General features: G+C 71.4%; 18 protein-coding genes. 6 read left to right on the forward strand and 12 right to left on the reverse strand.

Annotated features, from left to right (window positions below):
• Window position 1 precedes the first annotated feature (1 nt).
• Both AC5YDA_RS00405 and AC5YDA_RS00410 read right to left on the reverse strand, forming a co-directional pair.
• Entirely contained in the window at window positions 2–760 is a 759-nt protein-coding gene (locus tag AC5YDA_RS00405; protein ID WP_496187908.1) for an inositol monophosphatase family protein, read from the reverse strand.
• Window positions 760–1,623 carry a DUF3097 domain-containing protein gene (locus AC5YDA_RS00410; RefSeq protein ID WP_496187909.1) on the reverse strand — a complete coding sequence of 288 codons (864 nt, stop codon included), beginning with the start codon at window positions 1,621–1,623 and terminating at the stop codon, window positions 760–762. The genes AC5YDA_RS00405 and AC5YDA_RS00410 overlap by 1 nt, the downstream gene beginning before the upstream one ends.
• A 106-nt stretch (window positions 1,624–1,729) precedes the next feature.
• Here AC5YDA_RS00410 and acs point away from each other — a divergent pair, with 106 nt between their 5' ends.
• Window positions 1,730–3,613, forward strand: coding sequence for an acetate--CoA ligase (gene acs / locus AC5YDA_RS00415; protein ID WP_496192701.1), 1,884 nt, complete (start codon window positions 1,730–1,732; stop codon window positions 3,611–3,613).
• Between the two features lie 271 nt (window positions 3,614–3,884).
• A complete protein-coding gene (locus tag AC5YDA_RS00420; RefSeq protein ID WP_496187930.1) occupies window positions 3,885–4,100 on the forward strand; it encodes an RNA-binding S4 domain-containing protein in 216 nt (71 codons plus the stop codon).
• A gap of 31 nt (window positions 4,101–4,131) precedes the next feature.
• On the opposite strand, the gene hemW is transcribed toward AC5YDA_RS00420, so the two are convergent.
• Window positions 4,132–5,346, reverse strand: coding sequence for a radical SAM family heme chaperone HemW (gene hemW, locus AC5YDA_RS00425; RefSeq protein WP_496187911.1), 1,215 nt, complete (start codon window positions 5,344–5,346; stop codon window positions 4,132–4,134).
• 32 nt (window positions 5,347–5,378) lie between these two features.
• Window positions 5,379–6,218: an S-methyl-5'-thioadenosine phosphorylase gene (locus AC5YDA_RS00430; RefSeq protein WP_496187912.1), complete on the reverse strand. Its 840-nt coding sequence runs from the start codon at window positions 6,216–6,218 to the stop codon at window positions 5,379–5,381.
• Window positions 6,219–6,292: 74 nt separating this feature from the next.
• On the opposite strand from AC5YDA_RS00430, the gene AC5YDA_RS00435 reads away from it, so the two are divergent.
• Window positions 6,293–6,913, forward strand: coding sequence for a rhomboid family intramembrane serine protease (locus AC5YDA_RS00435; RefSeq protein WP_496187913.1), 621 nt, complete (start codon window positions 6,293–6,295; stop codon window positions 6,911–6,913).
• Window positions 6,914–6,916: 3 nt separating this feature from the next.
• On the opposite strand, the gene lepA is transcribed toward AC5YDA_RS00435, so the two are convergent.
• The 3 genes from lepA to holA all read right to left on the reverse strand — a co-directional run bounded on the left by lepA (window position 6,917) and on the right by holA (window position 10,219).
• A complete protein-coding gene (gene lepA, locus AC5YDA_RS00440) occupies window positions 6,917–8,749 on the reverse strand; it encodes a translation elongation factor 4 (protein WP_496187914.1) in 1,833 nt (610 codons plus the stop codon).
• A 106-nt stretch (window positions 8,750–8,855) separates the two neighbouring features.
• Window positions 8,856–9,116 (reverse strand): 30S ribosomal protein S20, encoded by a 261-nt coding sequence (rpsT, locus tag AC5YDA_RS00445; RefSeq protein ID WP_496187915.1) that lies wholly within the window; start codon window positions 9,114–9,116, stop codon window positions 8,856–8,858.
• A 107-nt stretch (window positions 9,117–9,223) separates the two neighbouring features.
• Window positions 9,224–10,219 (reverse strand): DNA polymerase III subunit delta, encoded by a 996-nt coding sequence (gene holA, locus AC5YDA_RS00450; RefSeq protein ID WP_496187916.1) that lies wholly within the window; start codon window positions 10,217–10,219, stop codon window positions 9,224–9,226.
• Window positions 10,220–10,282: 63 nt separating this feature from the next.
• Between holA and AC5YDA_RS00455 the strand changes: the two genes are divergently transcribed.
• Complete coding sequence (locus AC5YDA_RS00455) at window positions 10,283–10,762, forward strand: SixA phosphatase family protein (protein WP_496187917.1); 480 nt, start codon at window positions 10,283–10,285, stop codon at window positions 10,760–10,762.
• Window positions 10,763–10,778: 16 nt separating this feature from the next.
• Here AC5YDA_RS00455 and AC5YDA_RS00460 read toward each other — a convergent pair whose 3' ends face one another.
• The 5 genes from AC5YDA_RS00460 to AC5YDA_RS00480 form a co-directional block, all read right to left on the reverse strand.
• A complete protein-coding gene (locus AC5YDA_RS00460) occupies window positions 10,779–13,124 on the reverse strand; it encodes a ComEC/Rec2 family competence protein (protein ID WP_496192702.1) in 2,346 nt (781 codons plus the stop codon).
• A complete protein-coding gene (locus AC5YDA_RS00465; RefSeq protein WP_496187919.1) occupies window positions 13,111–13,911 on the reverse strand; it encodes a ComEA family DNA-binding protein in 801 nt (266 codons plus the stop codon). The genes AC5YDA_RS00460 and AC5YDA_RS00465 overlap by 14 nt, the downstream gene beginning before the upstream one ends.
• A gap of 120 nt (window positions 13,912–14,031) precedes the next feature.
• Window positions 14,032–16,500, reverse strand: coding sequence for a leucine--tRNA ligase (leuS, locus tag AC5YDA_RS00470; protein WP_496187920.1), 2,469 nt, complete (start codon window positions 16,498–16,500; stop codon window positions 14,032–14,034).
• A gap of 167 nt (window positions 16,501–16,667) precedes the next feature.
• A complete protein-coding gene (locus tag AC5YDA_RS00475) occupies window positions 16,668–17,600 on the reverse strand; it encodes a carbohydrate kinase family protein (protein WP_496187921.1) in 933 nt (310 codons plus the stop codon).
• Between the two features lie 19 nt (window positions 17,601–17,619).
• Window positions 17,620–18,570, reverse strand: coding sequence for a DUF4192 domain-containing protein (locus AC5YDA_RS00480; RefSeq protein WP_496187922.1), 951 nt, complete (start codon window positions 18,568–18,570; stop codon window positions 17,620–17,622).
• A gap of 111 nt (window positions 18,571–18,681) precedes the next feature.
• Here AC5YDA_RS00480 and AC5YDA_RS00485 point away from each other — a divergent pair, with 111 nt between their 5' ends.
• Together AC5YDA_RS00485 and AC5YDA_RS00490 are read left to right on the forward strand one after the other, a co-directional pair.
• Window positions 18,682–19,233, forward strand: coding sequence for a hypothetical protein (locus tag AC5YDA_RS00485; RefSeq protein ID WP_496187923.1), 552 nt, complete (start codon window positions 18,682–18,684; stop codon window positions 19,231–19,233).
• A 161-nt stretch (window positions 19,234–19,394) separates the two neighbouring features.
• Window positions 19,395–20,549 (forward strand): ABC transporter substrate-binding protein, encoded by a 1,155-nt coding sequence (locus tag AC5YDA_RS00490; RefSeq protein ID WP_496187924.1) that lies wholly within the window; start codon window positions 19,395–19,397, stop codon window positions 20,547–20,549.
• Window positions 20,550–20,628: the final 79 nt, after the last annotated feature.

Genomic DNA, 20,628 nt, shown 5'->3' on the forward strand with positions numbered 1-20,628 from the left:
ATCAGGCGAGCGCCGTCCCCATCTGAGCGACGACGGCGTCCGACCGCCCCACCGACAGCATGCGCCCGCCGATGCCGGGCGCGTAGGGGCGACCGTCGACCCGCGCCGCCCCGCCCAGTTCACCGACCAGCAGCGTGCCCGCCAAGTGGTCCCACGGGTGGATCGACCGGTAGGCGAGCCCGTCCAGTTCACCGCGGGCGAGCGCCGGGTAGTCGATCGCGCAGGAGCCGCGGGTGGGGCGCAGACGCAGACCCTCGGCGCTCTCCCTGGCCAGGCGGGGCCAGACCGCGACCCGCCACGGGCTCGGCGTGGGTCCCAACGGGGTGAGGGGCGTGCCGTTGCACGCGGCACCGGCGCCGCGCTCGGCGACGTAGAGCGCGTCGTGGAGGGGCTGCCAGATCCAGCCGCGGATGGCGACCCCTTGGCGCACCTCGGCGACCATGACGCCGAAGTCGATGCTGCCGGAGGCGAAGTTGCGGGTGCCGTCCACGGGGTCGATGACCCAGGCGTGCTCGGCGGTCGAGAGGCCCTCGACGAGCCGGGGGTCGACGAAGCTGGCCTCCTCCCCCACCACCAGCACCCCGGGCATGGCCCGCCGGAAGGCCTCGGTGAGTTCCGCCTCGGCCTCCCGGTCGGCGACGGTCACCAGGTCGCCCGGACGCTTCTGCTCCACCTCGTGGCGCGCCAGTGCGCGGAACCTGGGCAGGACCACCCGCGCGCAGACGTCCTTGATGAGGTCGCTGACGTCCTCGGTCCGCATCAGGACTCCCTGTCCAGGTGGTCGTCGGTGACGAAGTCGATGAGCCTCTCGACCTCGGTGAGGAGCCTGGGGTCGAGGTCCTTCCACCCGGTGACCTGACCGAGGATCCGCTTCCAGCCCCGCGCGACGTCCGTCTGGTCGGCGTGCGGCCAATCCAGCGCCGCCAGGATCCCCTTCTTCCAGTCGGTGCCGCGCGGGATGTCCGGCCAGCGTGTCAGCCCGACACGGGCGGGCTTGATGGCGGCCCAGATGTCGATGTACTCGTGACCCGTCACGAGCACGTGCTCTCCGCTGACCTGCTCGACGATGCGCCACTCCTTGGTGCCGGGCACCAGGTGGTCGACCAGGACGCCCAGCCGTCGTCCCTCGACCGGCGCGAACTCGCGCACGATGGCGGGCAGGTCGTCGATGCCACCCAAGTACTCCACCACCACGCCGACGTGGCGCAGGTCGGCGCCCCAGACCTTCTCGACCAGTTCGGCGTCGTGGCGCCCCTCGACGTAGATGCGGCTGGGCAGCGCCACCTTCGCCTTTTCAGCGGGCCCGACGCGGGAGCCGGACGCCGTGTGCGTCCGGTTGTAGTGCTGGGCCCTGTCACGGGCGGACGCCGCGGGTCGCGTCGGTGGCACCAGATCGACGGGCGAGCCGTCGAGCCAGAAGTTGGGCCCGAACGGGAAGCTGCGGCGCTTGCCCCTGCGGTCCTCCAGGACGACGACGCCGTTCTCCCAGCCCACGACCGCGCCCACGAAGCCGGACGAGGGCTCCTCGAGCACCATGTCCCGCTCGACGGGGGTCTTCGTCGCGACCTTCCTGCCCTGCTGCTGCCAGCCCTTCGCGAGTACATCGCCGCTGTACCGATCCACCCCACGGACCCTACCCGCCCGCCGCGCTCCCCGCCGGTCCCCTTCTGCTCCGCCGGACGCGCCGCTAACCTGACCCCGAAAAGGCACGCGTGGCAAGGAGGCCCACATGTCGGAGCAACAGATCTACGAGCCCGATCCGGACGTGGTGGAGCACGCGCGCATCAAGGACTGGCGCCAGGCCGAGGCCCGGGCGCTGGCCGACCCGGAGGCCTACTGGGCGGCCGAGGCGTCCGAGTTGGAGTGCTCGCAGCCGTGGACCGAGGTGCTGGACGACTCCCACGCTCCGTTCCACCGGTGGTTCGTGGGCGGCCGCACCAACATCGTCACCAACTGTGTCGACCGGCACCAGGAGGGCCCCCGCAAGAACAAGCTCGCCCTGATCTGGGTGGGCGAGGACACCTCGGAGGTGCGCACCTTCTCGTACTACAGCCTGAACCGTGAGGTGAACCAGTTCGCCAACGTGCTCAAGGCGATGGGGGTCACCGAGGGCGACAAGGTGACCATCTACCTCCCGCGCATCCCCGAGGCCGTGTTCGCGATGCTCGCCTGCGCCAAGCTCGGTGCCGTGCACTCGGTGGTGTTCGCCGGTTTCGCGTCCGACGCGCTCGCCAGCCGCATCGACGACTCGGAGTCCAAGGTGGTCATCACGGCCGACGGGTCGCGGGTCAACGGCCGCATCCTCGACCTCAAGGAGATCGTCGACGAGGGCATCCGGTTCTCGCCGTCCGTCGAGAACGTGATCGTCGTGCGCAACACCCGCAATGAGATCGCCATGGATCCGCTGCGCGACCACTGGTACCACGACCTGTGTGCCCTGCCGATCGCCCGCGGTCATTGCGACACGGTGCAGGTCGAGTCCGAGCACCCCTTGTACATCCTCTACACCTCGGGGAGCACCGGGAAGCCGAAGGCCATCCTGCACACCCACGGCGGGTACATGGTGGGGATCCACACCACCCTCAAGAACACCTTCGACCTGCGCGACGAGGACCGCTGGTGGTGCACGGCCGACATCGGCTGGGTGACCGGCCACTCCTACATGGTCTACGGCCCCCTGCTCAACGGAGCGACGACCTTCATGTACGAGGGGAACCCGACCTACCCCTACCCCAACCGGTGGTGGCAGCTCATCGAGTACTACGGCCTCACCCACTTCTACACCGCCCCCACGGCGATCCGGTCCCTCATGCGGTTCGGGGACGCCTGGGTCAAGCGGCACGACCTGTCGTCGCTGCGGCTGCTGGGCTCCGTCGGGGAACCCATCAACCCCGAGGCCTGGCGCTGGCTCCACGACGTCGTCGGTGGCGGCCGGTGCCCGATCATGGACACCTGGTGGCAGACCGAGACGGGGATGTTCCAGATCACCTCCGTGCCCGCGATGCCCCTCAAGCCGGGCGCGGCCGGGCGACCGGTGTTCGGCCAGGAGGCCGAGGTGGTCGACGAGCACGGGGAGCCGGTGCCCGACGGCACCGAGGGACTGCTCGTGCTCAAGCACCCGGCACCGGCGATGTTCGCCACCCTCTACAAGGACGACCAGCGCTACGTCGACACCTACTGGTCGAAGTTCCCGGGGCGCTACCTGACCGGTGACGCGGCCAAGCGCGACCCCGACGGGTGGTTCTGGATCATCGGCCGCACCGACGACGTGATCAAGGTCTCGGGCCACCGCCTCGGCACGGCGGAGGTGGAGTCCGCCCTGGCCGGCCACCCCGCGGTCGTCGAGGCCGCCGCCATCGGCCTGCCGCACGAGGTGAAGGGCAACGCGATCCATGCGTTCGTCGTGCTCAACATGACCGCCGAACCTTGCAAGGAGGTGGAGGAGGAACTCCGCCAGTACGTGGCCCGGCACCTCACCCCCATCGCCAAGCCGGACCACATCGAGTTCGTGGACTCCCTGCCGAAGACCCGCTCGGGCAAGATCATGCGGCGCGTGCTTCGGGCCCGGGCCCTCGGCCAGGACGAGGGGGACCTGTCGACGCTCGAGGAGTGAGCGGTCGAAGCGCCGCGCTCAGGTGGCGCCGGCGGACCGGTCCCGGTGGGACCCGGCTCGAACGGGCCCACCACGGCGGACCCGGCTCGGTCGGGCCGACCCCGGACGGCTGGCGTGCCGCCCGTTCCAACTGACGGTGCTACCGAGTCCCAGTCCGATGGCGGCTCCGATCAAGAGGACTGGCCTGTCCAGCCCACAACAAGCTGGGGAACTCCTACGTGCCCGGGCAGGCGATTTCGATCCCGCATGGGACCATGGAGCGGTGAGCGACATCGTGGACATCGAGGTGGGCGGAGCGATCCGGTTGGGTCAGTTCCTCAAGTTGGCCAACATCGCCGACACCGGCGGCATGGCCCGCGAACTCATCGCCGATGGGCTCGTCAGCGTCAACGGTGAGGTCGACCTGCGTCGGGGACGCCAGCTCGCCGCCGGTGATGTGGTGCGCATCGACACCGGCGAGCAGGTGTTTGAACTGCGCGTCGCCTGAGGCGCTTGCGAGGGGACCGAACCGGTGCGCCTCAGTCGAGCAGCGCGCGGATCGCCGCGTCCGCCAGCAGGCGCCCGTGCGCGCTGACCGCCACGCGGGCGTCCGACGCGACGAGCCAGTCGCGGGCGACCAGCTCCGGGACCTTGGCCCGTTCGTGCTCGGTGAGCACCTCGAGGGGCATCCCCTCCCGGAGGCGCAGTTCGAGCAGGACGCGCTCGACACGGCGGTCCTCGGGGCCCAGGACCTCCCGGCCCGCGGCCGGGGACAGGCCCTCGGCGAGGCGTCCGGAGTACGTGCGCGGGTGCTTGACGTTCCAGAACCGGACGCCGCCGACATGGCTGTGCGCCCCGGGGCCGAACCCCCACCAGTCGTCGCCGCGCCAATAGGCCAGGTTGTGGCGGCACTCGTGACCGGGCTGGGCCCAGTTGGACACCTCGTACCACTCCAGGCCGGCCCCCCGGAACAGGTCGTCGGCGACCTCGTACTTGTCGGCGAGGTCATCCTCGTTCGGGAGTGGGACCTCACCGCGCCGGACCCGCGCGGCGAAGCGTGTGCCGTCCTCGACGATGAGCGAGTAGGCGCTGAGGTGATCGGGTTCGGCGCTCAGTGCGTCCTCCACGCTGGCTCGCCAGTCATCGACCGTCTCGGTGGGGGTGCCGTAGATCAGGTCGAGGCTCACGGAGCCGAAGCCCGCCTCCCTCGCCCAGCGGACGGCGTCCAGTGCGCGTCCCGGGGTGTGGGTGCGTTCCAACATACGCAGGACGTGCGGGGCCGAGCTCTGCATGCCGAACGAGATGCGGTTGAAACCCGCCGCGACCAAGGCCTCCAGGGAGGCGGGGGTGACCGAGTCGGGGTTCGCCTCGGTCGTGACCTCGGCGTCCGCGGCGAGGCCGAAGGTGTCGCGCAGCCCGGCGAGGATGCCGGCCTGCTCGAACGGTTCCAGGAGCGTCGGGGTGCCGCCGCCGAAGAACACGGTGCGCAACGGCCGGGCCTCCCCCAGGACGCGCTGCGCCAGGGCCGTCTCGTCTGCGACCGCCTTGAGGTAGTCCGACCTGGACGCCCCGGGCGCGGCACCCAGTTCGGCGGCGGTGTAGGTGTTGAAGTCGCAGTAACCGCAGCGCGTGGCGCAGAACGGCACGTGGACGTAGGCCGACAGGCGGCGCTCGGCGATGCCGTCCAGCGCGGACGCAGGCAGGCTCCCGTCATCGGGTGCGGGTTCGCCCTCGGGCAGCGCGGATGGTGTCACGTCGATCCACTCTAGGTCAGGGTGCGCGCCGCTCAGCCGGCCACCACCCGGACCCCGGCGCCCACGTCCGGCAGCGGGAACGGAAGGGGCATTCCATCCAGGACGCGTCGGCACGGGCAGTCGCCCGTGGGCAGGTGCTGGATCGTCCGCAGCAGCAGTGCCTTGAGACGTTCGACGTTCCCCGCGAACACCTCCAGGACGTCGGCATGGCTGACGCCCTCCTCACCCTCGAGGCCGGCGTCCATGTCGGTCACGCACGCCACCGAGGTGAAGCACATCGCCAACTCGCGCGCGCACGAAGCCTCGGGCATCCCCGTCATGCCGACCACGGACCAGCCCGCCGCGGAGTGCCACCGGGACTCGGCCCGCGACGAGAACCGTGGTCCGTTGATGACCACGAGCGTCCCCCCGTCGACGAGCGGGGTGTCGTCGGTCGCCTGCCCCAGCACGGCGGCACGCCCCCGCGCGCAGTAGGGGTCGGCGAACGGCACGTGGACGACGGGCCCCTCGGCCTCCCACACGGTGTGGCCGGACCGGTACGTCCGGTCGACGACCTGGTCGGGCACCACGAAGGTCCCGGGCGTGAGGTGGGGTTGCAGCGATCCGACCGCACAGGGGCCGAGCACCTGGGTGACGCCGAGTGCCTTGAGCGCCCACAGGTTGGCGCGGTAGTTGACCCGGTGCGGGGTGTACTGGTGACGCTCGCCGTGACGGGGCAGGAACGCGACCCGCCGGCCGGCCACCTCACCGACCGTCACCGCACCGGACGGTGGGCCGAACGGGGTGTCCACCTCGACGCGCTCGGCGTCGTGGAAGAACGAGTAGAAGCCGGACCCCCCGATGATGCCGATCTCGGCCACGACACTGGTCATGGCGGCATCCTAGGGCGACCCGCTCGGGCCGGGGCCCCGGCGCCACGCTTGCCCGCGTGGCGCACACTGGACGCATGAGCCAGCAGTACGGATCATGGACGCCCTCCCCCGCCCACCCGGCGCCGACGGCGGCGTCCGCCACCCCCGCACGCCCGACACTCGGCAGGTCGCTCAGGTTCGTCGGTGGCTGGCTCGCGCTGCTGTGGATCCTCGAGGTCGTCGACCTGATGGTCATCGGAGCCCTGGACGGCTTCGGCGTCAGCCCGCGCGACGTCGCCGAACTCCCCCAGATCTTCACCGCGCCGCTGCTGCACTTCGGCTTCGAGCACCTGGCGGCCAACTCGCTGCCGTTCCTCGTGCTCGGCACGCTCACCCACCTGGCCGGACGCCGTGCGTTCTGGGTGGCCACGCTGGCCTCGGTCGTGGTGTCCGGACTCGCCGCCTGGCTGCTCTCGGCGCCCTTCACGGTGACCGCCGGCGCGTCCGGCCTGATCTTCGGCTGGCTGACGTTCCTGCTGGTGCGCGGCCTGATGAACGGGGAGTGGAAGCAGATCGTCATCAGCGCGGCCGTGTTCGGCTTCTTCGGCGGGATGCTGTGGGGGGTGTTCCCGACCCTGCCGGGCGTGAGTTGGCAGGGTCACCTCGGCGGTGCCGTGGGCGGCGTGCTCGCCGCCTGGTGGATGCGCAGGCGCTGACCCCTACTTGGGGTCGCGCGACTCGCCGGTCGACAGTGCGGCGACGAACGCCTCTTGCGGGACCTCCACGCGACCGACCATCTTCATGCGCTTCTTCCCCTCCTTCTGCTTCTCGAGCAGCTTGCGCTTGCGGCTGATGTCGCCGCCGTAACACTTGGCGAGGACGTCCTTGCGGATGGCGCGTACGGTCTCACGGGCGATCACCCGCGCACCCACTGCGGCCTGGATCGGCACCTCGAACTGCTGGCGGGGGATGAGCTCCTTGAGCTTCTTCGCCATGGCGACGCCGTACGCGTAGGCGGCGTCGGTGTGGACGATCGAACTGAACGCGTCCACCGGCTCGCCGTGCAGGAGGATGTCCACCTTGACGAGCTTGGCCGCCTGCTCGCCCGCCTCGTCGTAGTCGAGGCTCGCGTAGCCCTTCGTCCGCGACTTCAGCGCGTCGAAGAAGTCGAAGACGATCTCGGCCAGCGGCAGCGTGTAGCGGATCTCGACGCGATCGGCGGAGATGTAGTCCATACCGGTCTGCGTGCCGCGCCGCTGCTGGCACAGCTCGAGGATCGTGCCGATGTACTCCGTCGGGCTCAGGATGGTGGCCTTGACGACCGGCTCCCACACCTCGGCGATCTTGCCCTCGGGGTACTCGCTCGGGTTGGTCACCGTGTGCTCCGTGCCGTCCTCCATGACGACGCGGTAGACGACGTTGGGCGCGGTCGAGATCAGGTCGAGGTTGAACTCGGTCTCGAGGCGCTCGCGGGTGATCTCCATGTGCAGCAGGCCGAGGAACCCGATGCGGAATCCGAAGCCGAGCGCCCCCGAGGTCTCAGGCTCGTAGGTGAGGGCGGCGTCGTTGAGCTGCAGCTTCTCCAGCGCCTCGCGCAACTCCGGGAAGTCGGCCCCGTCGATGGGGTAGAGGCCGGCGTACACCATGGGGTTGGGGTGCTTGTAACCCCCCAGCGCCTGGGTGGCGGGCCTGTTCGCGAGCGTGATCGTGTCACCCACGCGGGACTGGCGGACATCCTTCACACCGGTGATCAGGTAGCCCACCTCGCCCACGCCGAGTGCCTTGGCCGGGCTCGGCTCGGGGCTGATGGCGCCCACCTCGAGCACCTCGTGGGTCGCCTTGGTGGACATCATGAGAATGCGGTCGCGGTGCCTCAGCTCGCCGTCGATGACACGCACATAGGTCACGACGCCGCGGTAGGTGTCGTACACCGAGTCGAAGATCATGGCCCGCGCCGGGGCCTGCTGGTCACCCACGGGGGCGGGGACCTGCGCCACCACGGCGTCCAGCAGCTCAGAGACGCCGACGCCGGTCTTGCCCGAGACGCGGAAGACGTCGTCGGGGTCACACCCGACGAGGTTGGCGAGCTCCTCGGCGTACTTCTCCGGCTGCGCGCCCGGCAGGTCGATCTTGTTGAGCACCGGGATGATGTGCAGGTCTGCGCCCATCGCCAGGTAGAGGTTCGCCAGCGTCTGGGCCTCGATGCCCTGGGCCGCGTCCACCAGCAGGATCGCGCCCTCGCAGGCCGCGAGCGAGCGGGAGACCTCATAGGTGAAGTCGACGTGCCCGGGCGTGTCGATCATGTTGAGCACGTAGTCGGTGCCGTCGACCTCCCACGGCATGCGGACGGCTTGGCTCTTGATGGTGATGCCGCGCTCGCGCTCGATGTCCATGCGGTCGAGGTACTGGGCGCGCATGGCACGGCCGTCGACGACGCCGGTCAGCTGCAGCATGCGATCGGCCAGCGTGGACTTTCCGTGGTCGATGTGGGCGATGATGCAGAAGTTCCGGATGATCTCCGGCCTCGTGCTGCCCGGCTGCGGCCTGGTCACGCGTCACCTCTCGTCATGACGCCGCCCCTGGGTCGGTCGGCGTGCGGGTACGGCACGACGTCGCCCCGGCACCCAGTGCGGTGCGGGGCGACGTCGCAGGAGTTCGTCAGAGAGCGGCAGCGGCCGACGCAACGGCCGACTTGCGGTTCGCAGCCTGGTTCTTGTGGATCACGCCCTTGGACGCGGCCTTGTCGAGCGCGCGGCACGCGACCTTGGCAGCCTCCTGGGCCTTCTCCACGTCACCCGCGGCAGCGGCCTCGCGGAACTTGCGAATGTGCGTCTTGAGAGCGGACTTCACGGCCTTGTTGCGCAGGCGCGCCTTCTCGTTCGTGAGGATCCGCTTCTTCTGGGACTTGATGTTCGCCACTGGCTAAGCCTTCAGTTCAGGTTGGTGAATGAGGTGTGCACCCACGTTGGGCGCGATTGGACAGCTTACCAGCGGGTCGCCGGGTTGTCGAAACGTCGCCGTGACGCTCATCGCCCCATTCCGGAGTCCGGACGTCGACCCCGCAGACCGGTGACACCGATCACCAGGCCCTCGAGGGCGAACGCTGCGTCCGCAGACTGTCCCTTGACCGCGGCGTCCGCCTTCGCGACCAGTTGCAGGGCGGACGCCAGCCCCCGCGGTGTCCACTCCCGTGACCGGGCCACGATCTCCTTGACCTTGAACGGGGGGACGCCCAACTCGCGGGCCAGGTCGCCGTCCCGCATGCGCGCCGACGCGAGGTCGCTGTACTTGCCCTGGCTGCGCAGGGCGTTCGCCAGCGCCGAGGTGACGAGGACGGTGGCCACGCCCGTCTCCAGCGCCCAGCGCAGGGCACCGAGCGCCTCGTCGCGGCGGCCGGCCATCACGTGGTCGGCGACGGTGAAGCTGGTCACGTCCGCCCGCCCGGCGAAGTAGCGCCGGACGGCCGCCTCCGTGATGACACGGTCGTCGGCGTCGGCCAACAGCTGGCGGACGGCGCCGGAGACGGCACGCACGTCGGCGCCGAGCGCTTCGACGAGCCGGTCGGCGACGGGCTTCTCGAGTCGTCCACCCAGCAGTCGCGCCTCGTTGACGGCGAAGCCGGGTAGTTCCCAAGCCTTGATGGTCGGGCAGTCGATCGTGGCCACCCCGGCCTTCTTCAGCTTGTCGAGCAGCCCCTTGCCCTTGACCCCGCCGGGGTGGACGAGCACCAATGCCAGGTCGTCCGACGGCGTCTGCGCGAACGCCACCACGTGGTCGAACAGGGCCTGATCCAGGTCGGACAGCGCGTTGATGACGACCACGGACGCATCGGCGAACAGCGAGGCGCCCGTGACCTCGGCCAGGACACCCGCGTCGAGATCACCCGCCTCCACCTTGGTGACGGACGCCGCAGGCCGCTCGACCATCGCCTGCCGGACGAGGCGCTCCACGGCGCGCTCGGCCAGAAGCGTCTCGGGGCCACTCACGAGCACCACGCGGCCGAAGAGGGGTTGGTCGTTCACGGTGCCCATACTGCCAGCCCGGACCGACAGCCCACCGGCCGGTCGAGCCCCTAGGGTGGAGGCATGAGACGCCTGTACCTCATCCGGCATGCGGAGGCGGAGTTCCTGGGCCGCGGGCGCGGCGACCACGGCCGCGTCCTCACCGAGGAGGGGCACGCCCAGGCCCGCCACCTGGGCGAACTGCTCGCCGACGCGGGCATCCAGCTGGTGCTGCACTCCACGGCGGACCGGGCCGCGCAGACGGCGTCCGGGATGGGCCTGGCTGCGGGGCTGCGTCCGGTCGACGCGCTCTACAACGCCGGGACCGTGGGGCTGCTCCGGGCGATCTCCGACCTCCAGGACGGCGTGACGATCGCGGCCGTGGTGGCGCACGCCCCCGGCATCCCGGCGCTGGTCGACGAACTGGCGGGTCCGGACGCCGACCCACACGCGGCGGCGTCCGTCCTGCACCACTTTCCCACCGCGACCGTGGCCGGCATCGAGTTCGGCGGCACGTGGGACGACCTGACGGGCTCGCGCCTGTTCTGGGCCGCCCGCGGCTGAGCGGGGGCCGTTCCGGTCACCGCTGGGTCGTGACGAGCAGGTCGCCGTCGCCACCCCGCGTCACGGCGATCGATCCGTGCACGTCGGTCCGGAAGGTCGCCGCCCCCGTCGACGACACCGACCCCAGCGTGCGTGCTGCCGGGTGCCCGTAGTCGTTGCCCTCCCCCACACTCACCAACGCCACCTGCGGACGCGTCGCCGCGATGAACGCCGGGCTGTGGCGCCCCGACCCGTGGTGGGGCACCAGCAGCACGTTCGCGTCCAAGGCCTCCCCGAGGGAGAGGTGGCCGGTCTGCCCGCGCTCCTCGGCGTCTCCCGCCAGCAGCAGGCTCACGCCACCGACCTCGGCACGCACCAGCAGCGAGGCGTCGTTCTCCACGCTCGACTCGCCCTCACCACCGCCCCGCTCTCGCCCCGGCGCCGGCGCGGCGAGCACCTCGAGCCGAACCTCGCCCACCTCCCAGGCCGTTCCGGCGCCGGCCTCCACCCGCTGGGCAGAGGCGAGCAGGCTGTCGACCCGGACGTTCGCGGCCTCGGGCGTCCGGACGCCCGAGGTCAGGACCACCTCCACGCCCAGGCCCGCCACGGTGTCCAGGCCACCCACATGGTCCGCGTGCAGGTGTGTCAGCACCAGCAACGGCACGCGCGACACCCCCAACTGGGACAGGCACCGCGCGAGCAGTGCGGGCTCGGGGCCGGTGTCCACGACGACGGCCTGGCCGGGTCCGGCGGCCAACACCGTCGCGTCCCCCTGCCCCACGTCACAGGACACCACCGCCCAGCCCTGCGGCGGCCAGCCCGGCGGGGTCGGCGTCCGGGCCAGCGCGCCCACGACGGCCACCGCGATCGCCAGGCACCACCACCGTCTCGGCAGCACGGTGGGCGCCAGCAGCACCAGCACCCAACACCCCACGACGACCACGCCGACAGCGACCGGCGTCGCCTCCCACGGAACCGCCGCCCCCGGCAACGTCTCGCCCAACCGCGCCGTCCACGCGATTCCCTGCGCGAACCAGCCCGCAGCCCACGCCGGCACCACTGCCAGCCATGGCAGGAGCGGCGCCACCACCGTGGTGGCGAGACCGAGAACGGTGGCCGGCCCGACCATGGGCCCGGCCACCAGGTTCGCCAACACCGACACGACACTGACCTGCCCGGACAGCAGGACCACGACCGGTTCGGTCGCCACCTGCGCCGCCAACGGCACCGCCAGAGCCTCCGCGCACCAGCGGGGCAGCCAGCGCGCCAGGAGGTCGGTCCAGGCGCCCGCCCACCGCAACAACCCGAAGGTCGCCAGCACCGACAAAGCGAAACCCAGCGAACGTGCCATCGCCGGCTCCGCCAGCACCACCGCCAGCATCGCCACCCCGAGGAACCGCATCCCCTGCCGGCCCCGACCCGCCCGGCCCAACGCCGCCAGCCCCACCAGACCCATCGCCGCCGCCCGCAACACGCTCGGCTCCCCCAGACACAGCACGACGAATCCCGCCACCCCAGCCACCTGCAGCCCGAGCAACCACCGCCCCCGCACGCCGCACCCCACCGCAAGGGCCCGCAGGAACCCCAGCAGGAGCGTCAGGTTCGCGCCGGACACCGCGGTGAGGTGGGTGAGCCCTGTGACGACGAAGCGATCCCGGAGGTCATCGGTCATGGCCGAGGTGTCCCCCACCACGAGCGCCGGAACGAGCGCGCGGGCGTCCGGCCACAGCGGCGCGCAGGCCTCGGCCAGGCCACGGCGCAACGCTCCGACCGTGGCGGCGACGGGGTCCGGCTCCGCCACCACCTGGGGGGCACCCCGGACACGCACCACGGAGTACGGACCGGAACCGGGTTCAGCGGCACCGAACCTGACACTCGCACGCACCGTGGCCCCCATCGGCACCGCCGCCCACGCCGTGGCCTCCTCACCGGTCACGAGGACCTGGATGGGCGCCCCGCTGCTCCAGGACCCGCCGCGGGCCGACACCGCGACCAGTTGGGCGGTCCCCCGCCACATGCCGGGCCTGGGCCCGGCCGGCGCCCACGACCTGCCCGCCCCGGACAACCGGATGTCCGCGACACCGGACGCCTTGTCCGCCACGAGCCCCGTCAGGGGGTCGTCCGCCAGCGCAGCCGCCCGTCCCGCGCCCGTGAGGACGCACGCGGCCGCCACCACCGCGGCGGCCGCCAGGAACCAACTTCCGCGTCGCCACGCCACGAGTGCCACCAGCCCGGTCAGGGCCGTGACCACCCCGAGCACGCGCGGGTCGTCGGCGGTGGCGAACCCCATGGCCGCCCAAGCGACAGCACCCAGCGCGAGGACGCGCACGGCGCTGCCGTCATCGGGATCTTCACGGGCTGGGGGCGGCTCAGACGCGGACATGCGGCTCGATGCGCTCGAAGGTCTTCTGTCCGATCCCGTCGACCTCCAGCAGTTCCTCCACCCGGGAGAACCTCTGGTGCGCCTGGCGCCAGGCGACGATCGCTTGAGCGGTGACCGGACCGACGCCCGGCAGCGTGTCGAGTTGCTCGACCGACGCGGTGTTGAGGTCCAGCCGACCCGCTGCCGATCCACCGGCCGGGGGTGCGTTCCCGCCTGCGGGGGCCGGTTCAGCCCCCCGGACCTGCCCACCCGGCTCCCTGGTGTCGCCCACGACCACCTGGGCCCCGTCCGCGACGGGCGCGGCCAGGTTGAGCTCACCGGGCCGGGCTTCGGGGAGGAGCCCACCGGCTGCGGCGATCGCGTCCTCCACCCGAGCCCCCGGCCCCACGCGGACGACACCGGGGCGGGCCACCGCCCCGATCACGTGGACACGCAGGGGTTCCGGGAGCGCGGCGGGGGTCGACGATCGGGTCGGCCCGAGGGCTGGGCTCGCCGCCACCGGCGTGGCAGCGGCGACGGCCACGGGGACCGTGCGTGCCTGGCTGATGCCCCAGACGGCACTCACCAACGCGACCAGTGCGATGACACCGATCACCGCGGCGTGTGCCCGACCGAATTCCCAGGCGTGGTGCAGCCCTCCCCGCTCCGGCGGTGCCGCCCGGCGCGGGGCCGGTTGCTCGGCCGCCGGGGCCGGTGCCTCCCCGGGCGGCCCCAACTCGGCGACCAGGGCCGCCATGCGATCTCGGACGGCGTCACTTCGGCCGGTGTGGTGGGTCAGCGGGCGCATGCCGGGACCATGGGCGGTGGATGCCCGCTCCGGTCATCCCGTCATCGACCTGTGGACAACTCCCTCCCGTGTCAGCCGTCATCCACAACGACCGTCACCGCCCGGCGGCCCCGGACCGGCTCAGGCCGGGACGATGCTCACCATCTTCGGCAGGCGGACGATCACCTTGGCGACCTCCCGCCCGGCCAGCGCCCGCTGGACGCCCTCGTCGGCCAACGCCGCCGCGGTCGCCTCCTCCTCGGAGACGTCCGCGGGCAGCTCGAGCTTGCCCCGCACCTTGCCCGCGACCTGCACCACGACCGTGACCGAATCCTGCACCAGCAGGGCGGGGTCTGCGTCGGGCCACGTCGTGCGGGCGACCGAGGGGGTGTGCCCCAGCAGCTCCCACATCTCCTCGGCCAGGTAGGGCGCGACCAGGCTCAGCGCCTGCGCGATGAACTCCGCGGCCTCGCGAACGGCCGGGTCGCCGGCGCCGGGGCCACTGTCGATGGCCTTGCGGGTGTGGTTGACCAACTCCATGATGCGGGCGACCAGCACGTTGTAGCGCTGGTCCTCCACCGCCTCGGTGATGGCCGCGATCGACGCGTGGGTCCCCTTGCGGACGCCGGCATCACCGGCCCTCGGGTCGATGCCCACCGGCGACGACACGTCGTCCGCCACGCGGTAGGCGCGCGCCAGGAACTTGCTCGTCGAGGACGGCGACATGGCCGTCCAGTCGATGTCGTCCTCCGGGGGGCCGGCGAAGACGATGGCGGTGCGGATGGCGTCCACGCCGTGCAGGTCGATCTGTTCGCCCAGGTCGACGCCGTTGCCCAGCGACTTCGACATCGCCTTGCCGCCGTTGGTCACCTGCCCCTGGTTCAGCAGGCGCGTGAACGGCTCGCTGAAGTCGATCAGGCCGGCGTCGTTCAACACCTTGGTGAAGAAGCGGCTGTACAGCAGGTGCAGGATGGCGTGCTCGACGCCGCCCACGTACTGGTCGACCGGCGCCCAGCGCTTGACGGCGTCCACGTCGAACGCGGCGGTGTCGTCGTTGGCCGAGCAGTAGCGGAAGTAGTACCAGGACGAGTCCACGAAGGTGTCCATGGTGTCGGTGTCGCGCTCGGCGGCGCCGCCACAGGTCGGGCACGGCACCTCACGCCAGGCGCGCGCCGCCTCTCCGGCCAGGGGCGAGGTTCCCTTCGGAGCCAGGTCGGCACCGGTCAGGGGGGGCAGCTCGACAGGGAGCTGGTCCTCGGGGACCGGCACCTCCCCGCAGGACGGGCAGTGGATGATCGGGATCGGGCAGCCCCAGAACCGCTGGCGGCTCAGCAGCCAGTCACGCAGCCGGAAGGTGATGGCCGACTTGCCGGTCCCTTCCTCCACCAGGCGCTCGGTGATCCGGGCGACGCCGGACGCCTTGTCGGTCAGCCCATCCAGTTCGCCGGAGTTCACGTAGGTCCCGTCCCCGGCGGTGGCGATGAAGCTCTCCTCCGGGTTCGGCTCGCCCGTGTCGATGACACGGCGTACGGGCAGCCCCATCGCCTTGGCGAAGTCGAGGTCGCGCTGGTCGTGGGCGGGGACGGCCATGACCGCGCCGGTGCCGTAGTCGGCCAGCACGTAGTCCGCCGCCCAGACCGGCAGCTTCTCGCCGCTCACCGGGTTGATGGCGTACCGCCCCAGGAACACGCCGGTCTTGGGTCGGTCCGTCGACTGCCGCTCGATGTCGGACTCCCGCCGCGTCGCCTCCAGGTACGCCTCGAAGTCGGCACGGTGCTCGTCGGTGACGATCTCGGACGCCAGCGCCGCATCGGGGGCGACCACGAAGAACGTGGCCCCGTACAGCGTGTCCGGGCGGGTGGTGAACACGGTGACCGGCTCGTCGCGACCCTCGATCACGAAGTCGACGTAGGCCCCCTCGGAGCGGCCGATCCAGTTGCGCTGCATGGCCAGCACGCGATCGGGCCAGTGGCCCTCCAGCGCCGTCATGTCGTCCAGCAGGCGCTGGGCGTACTCGGTGATCCTGAAGTACCACTGGGTCAGGTTCCGCTTGGTGACGGGGGTGCCGCAGCGCTCACAGGCGCCCTGGACGACCTGCTCGTTGGCCAACACGGTCTGGTCGTTCGGGCACCAGTTCACCGGCGAGCTCTTGCGGTGGGCCAGCCCGCGGGAGTGGAACAGCTGGAACAGCCACTGCGTCCAGCGGTAGTACTCGGGGTCGGACGTGTGCAGGCGCCGCGTCCAGTCGAAGCTCAGGCCGTACCGCTTGAAGGACGCCGCCTGGGTCTCGATGTTCCGGTAGGTCCACTCGGCGGGGTGGGCGTTGCGCGCGATCGCGGCGTTCTCGGCCGGCAGGCCGAAGGAGTCCCAGCCGATCGGGTGCATGACGTCATAGCCGCGCAGCAGCCAGTACCGGGCCGCGATGTCGCCCATGACGAACGCCTCGGCGTGGCCCATGTGCAGGTCGCCCGACGGGTAGGGGAACATGTCGAGCACGTACCGACGCTCGGCGGTGTCGTCGTCCCGGGCGACGAACGTGCCGTCGGCCTCCCAGAACTTCTGCCACCGCTCCTGAGCGGCGGCTGCGTCATACGTGCGGGCGGACTCCATGGTGTTGGTTCTCCTCGTGGACGGATCTCGACTCGTGGCATGAAAAAGCCCCTGCCTGCCGGTTGGGCATGTCAGGGGCGCCGCGTCACCGGGTGGGTGCGCGGCTAGCCAAGAAGTCGCTGGCTCGTGGTGCGATCCATGCCCGCCAGCATAGACCACCGCCCCGCTCAGGAAAGAGCTGCGTCCAGCTCGGCGCGGGTCGGCGGGTCGGCCCCCTCACGCTCGCACACCAGCGCCGCAGCCTGCGCTGCGTGGCGCAGGGCGTCCGCCAACGGCAGCTCGCGCAGCACCAGGCTGTCCAGGAGCGCCGCCATGAAGGTGTCCCCCGCCCCGATGGTGTCCACCAGCCGCACCGGCGGGCTCGGCACCTCCACCACACCCTCGGGCCCGGCGGCCACCGCACCGTCAGCGCCCCGCGTCACGACCGCCCACCGGGCGCCGTAGCGCTCGCGCAGCCCCACCACGAGGTCGGCCGCAGCGGTCGGCAGCCCGGACGCCGCGGCCAGCAACGCGAAGTCCTCGTCCGACCCCTTGACCAGGCCCCCGCGCTCCCCGACCGCGACGAGCCACGGCTCCACCAGGCGCCAATAGGCGGCGAGGTCGGGCAGCACCGTCGGGCGGACGTTGACATCGAGCGACAGTGGCCCGGATCCGCCCCGCACCCACTCCAGCAGCCTCACGTTCCCCGGACCGACCACGGTGACCAGCGACGCGATGTGCAGCCAGTCCTCCTGCCCCAGCACCGGCAACTCGTCCGGACGCCACCCGAAGTTGGCCGAGCCCGCGAAGTGGAAGGTGTAGGACGCCTTGCCGTCCTCGTCCAGGCTCACGACCGCCAACGACGTCGGCTCCGCCGCCGCCACGGCCAGCGCGGTGTCGACGCCGTTGGCGGCCAGGTGGCTCCGCAACTGCCCGGCGAACGCGTCATTCCCGAGCCGCCCCAGGAACTCGACGGGCACCCCCAGGCGCGCCAGCCCGATCGCCGTGTTCATCGGCCCCCCCGCGGAGAGTGCCCGCCACGACGACGAGCGCGTGTCGGGGCCGGGCGGGCCCGGAACCAGGTCGATCAGGGCCTCGCCGCACACCACGATCCGTCGCATGACGGCATGGTAGAGCTCTTCAGGACGCCGTGGCGACGCCCTCATCGCGCAGCCGGGCGCGGATCCCCTCCCACTCGTCGGGGTGGACCGCGTCGGCGTTGATGGCGTCCAGGAGGCCCACCCATTCGGCCGGCCCCGGACGCTCGGCCAACGCCTCCAGGCAGACCGACTGGATCGCCCCCTCCCCGTCCACCCAGCCCGCCAACCCCAGCGCCACGAGCGCGGCCCCCGCGCAGTTCGGCACGCTCGCCCGGACCACTTGGGCCCACAGGGCCACACGCACGGCAGCGTTCGCCCGCGTGGTCCCGAGGAGCACCTCCTCGAGGAAGACCGGGTCATGGCTGGCCAGGCAGAGGATGGTGGCCTCGTCGATCTCCAGATCACCGGGCGCCTCGTCGTGGCCCACCACCAACGCCATCGCCTCGGACACCACATCGCGCAGCGTCGCCTCCCGCGCCGCCACCCGCTCCAGCGAGGCCGTCACCTCGGCGGGCGTCCGACCCGGCCGCGTGAGTTCGACGAGTTCGGCCCGTGAACGACGGACCGGCCGTCCGTCCCAGGCTGCGCGCGCGAGGTGGACGCTCCCCAGCCGGTCGTACGGCGTCCCGGCGTCGTCGGGATCGGAGTACCAGCGCCCGCCATCGGCGTGCAGCACCGTGCGCGGGCAGCCCTGGGGAATCGTGGCGGCGACGTCGTCCAGCGCCCACCACGATCGCTCGGCGTCGTCGGAGTAGGCGATGAGGACGTGGGAGGCGTGGGGGAGGCGCTGCCACACCGGCCGGAGGGCCGTGGCGGTGCGGTGGCCCCCCGTCACGTCGAGGTCGACGCGAGCGGCGAGTTCCACCCTCCCGTTGTCGAGGGCCACGAGGACCAGCGAATCGGTGGGGTGGAAGCCCAGCAGGGTGGGGACGACTTCGACGAGGTCGGTCAGGGATCGCAGCGAGGTGCGCTGCTCGGGTGCTTCGGTCATGCCCCGACCATGGGCGGTGCGGGGGCGGCAGGAGCAACCACTTCACACCATCCACAGCACCCGCCGGACCGCCCGTTGGTTGTCCACAACCCGGCCGGTACGCTCGCTCGCATGACGCAGTGGCAGCAGGACCCGTACCAGCGGCGTCCCGTCGACATCGACGCCTATGCACCACCGCGCCGCTCGGGCGGCACCTGGTGGTTCGGCGTCATCGGCGTCGTGCTGGTGGCGGTCGTCCTCACGGCCGTCCTCTGGCGTCCGCCGCTCGCGGCCACCGTACCGGGCAGCACACCGGCCGCCACGGCGCCGGCGGCGGAACCCGCCGGTCCGGGCATGCCGTTCACCATGCCGGGCAGCACCGTCAGCCACGGCCGCTGGGAGATCACCGGGCACGCGTGGACCGATCAGGGAGTCGTCGTCAAGGTGAAGGTGACCGCGGACGCCGGGCGCATCAGCTACGGGTTCGTCGCCTTCTCCAACTCCGGCACGGACGTCTACGAGCCGGTTCCCGGGGCCCCCACACCCGAGATCGGCAGCGGGTCGCTGGCGGCGGGCCAGTCGATCGAGGGCCATCTGCTCCTCGCCCTGCCACGGGGCGCGTCGACCCTCATCCTGACCACTGCCCAGGGCCGGCAGGTGTCCGCCCTGCCCATCCCCGAGTGACGCGGCGCCGCCACACGGACGGGGCGACGGCACTGCTCTCACGGCTCGGACGGATCCCGGCGTCTCATCAGCGATGAGACCCCGCCCGTTCGGGGCCGCTGATTTGTAGCATGCGCTGGCATCCGCTCTCGTTCCGGGGCGGTCGACCAGGGAGAATTGACATGAAGCGCATCCTTGCCGGCCTCGCGGCCGCATCGCTCGTGCTGACCGGCTGCAGCGCCGGCGGCGGCTCGGCACCGGCCCCGGCAGCGGGCGCCACCTACAAGATCGGCCTCAACTACGAGCTGTCCGGTGACGTCGCCACCTACGGCCAGGCCAACGTCCAGGGCATCGAGATGGCCGCCGAGGAGATCAACGCCGCCGGCGGCATCGACGGCAAGAAGATCGAGCTCATCAAGTACGACACCAAGTCGGACGCCGCCGAGGCCACCACGCTGGCCACGAAGCTGATGACCCAGGACAAGGTCATCACGGTGATCGGCCCCGCCACGTCCGGCGGCATGAAGGCCACCATCCCCGTCGCCGAGCGCGCCAAGATCCCGGTCGTCTCCGGGTCGGCCACCGCCGACGACGTCACGGTCGACGCCAAGGGCGTCAAGGAGTTCGCGTTCCGCACCTGCTTCAACGACTCCTTCCAGGGCACCGCCGCGGCCAACTACGCCGTGAAGAAGTTCGACGCCAAGAAGGCCGTCATCCTGCGTGACAGCTCCAGCGACTACTCCAAGGGCCTCGCGGACGCCTTCCGCACGACCTTCACCACCGGTGGCGGCGAGATCGTGTCCGAGGACGCCTACAGCAAGGGCGCGGACAACTTCAACGCGGTCATGACCAAGTTCAAGGGCCAGCAGTTCGACGTGCTGTACCTGCCCGGCTACTACACCGAGGCCGGCAAGGCCATCAAGCAGGCCCGCGACCTCGGCATCACGCAGCCGATCCTCGGTGGCGACGGCTTCGACTCCCCCGTCCTGGGCGAGCAGGCCGGCAAGCAGCTGACCGACGTGTACTTCACCAACCACTACAGCTCCGCCGACCAGGACCCGAAGGTCCAGGAGTTCATCAAGGCGTTCAAGGCCAAGTACGGCACCGAGCCGAACGCGTTCAGCGCCCTGGGCTATGACACCCTGAAGTTCGTCGCCGACGGCATCAAGCGCGCCGGTGAGAAGACCGGCGTGGGCGTCCAGAAGGCGCTCGCCGAGACCAAGGGCTTCGCCGGCGTCACCGGCAGCTTCGACGTGGACGCGAACCACAACCCCGTCAAGGCCGTCGTCTTCATCGGCTACAAGGACGGCCAGGTCGCGGTGACCGAGAAGGCCTGACACACTTCATCCATACCAACCCGCGCAGGAGTGGGACGGCGGTCCGCCGTCCCACTCCTCGCCTGATCAGGGGAGGTCG

This window comes from Propioniciclava sp. LT294 (assembly GCF_059516005.1).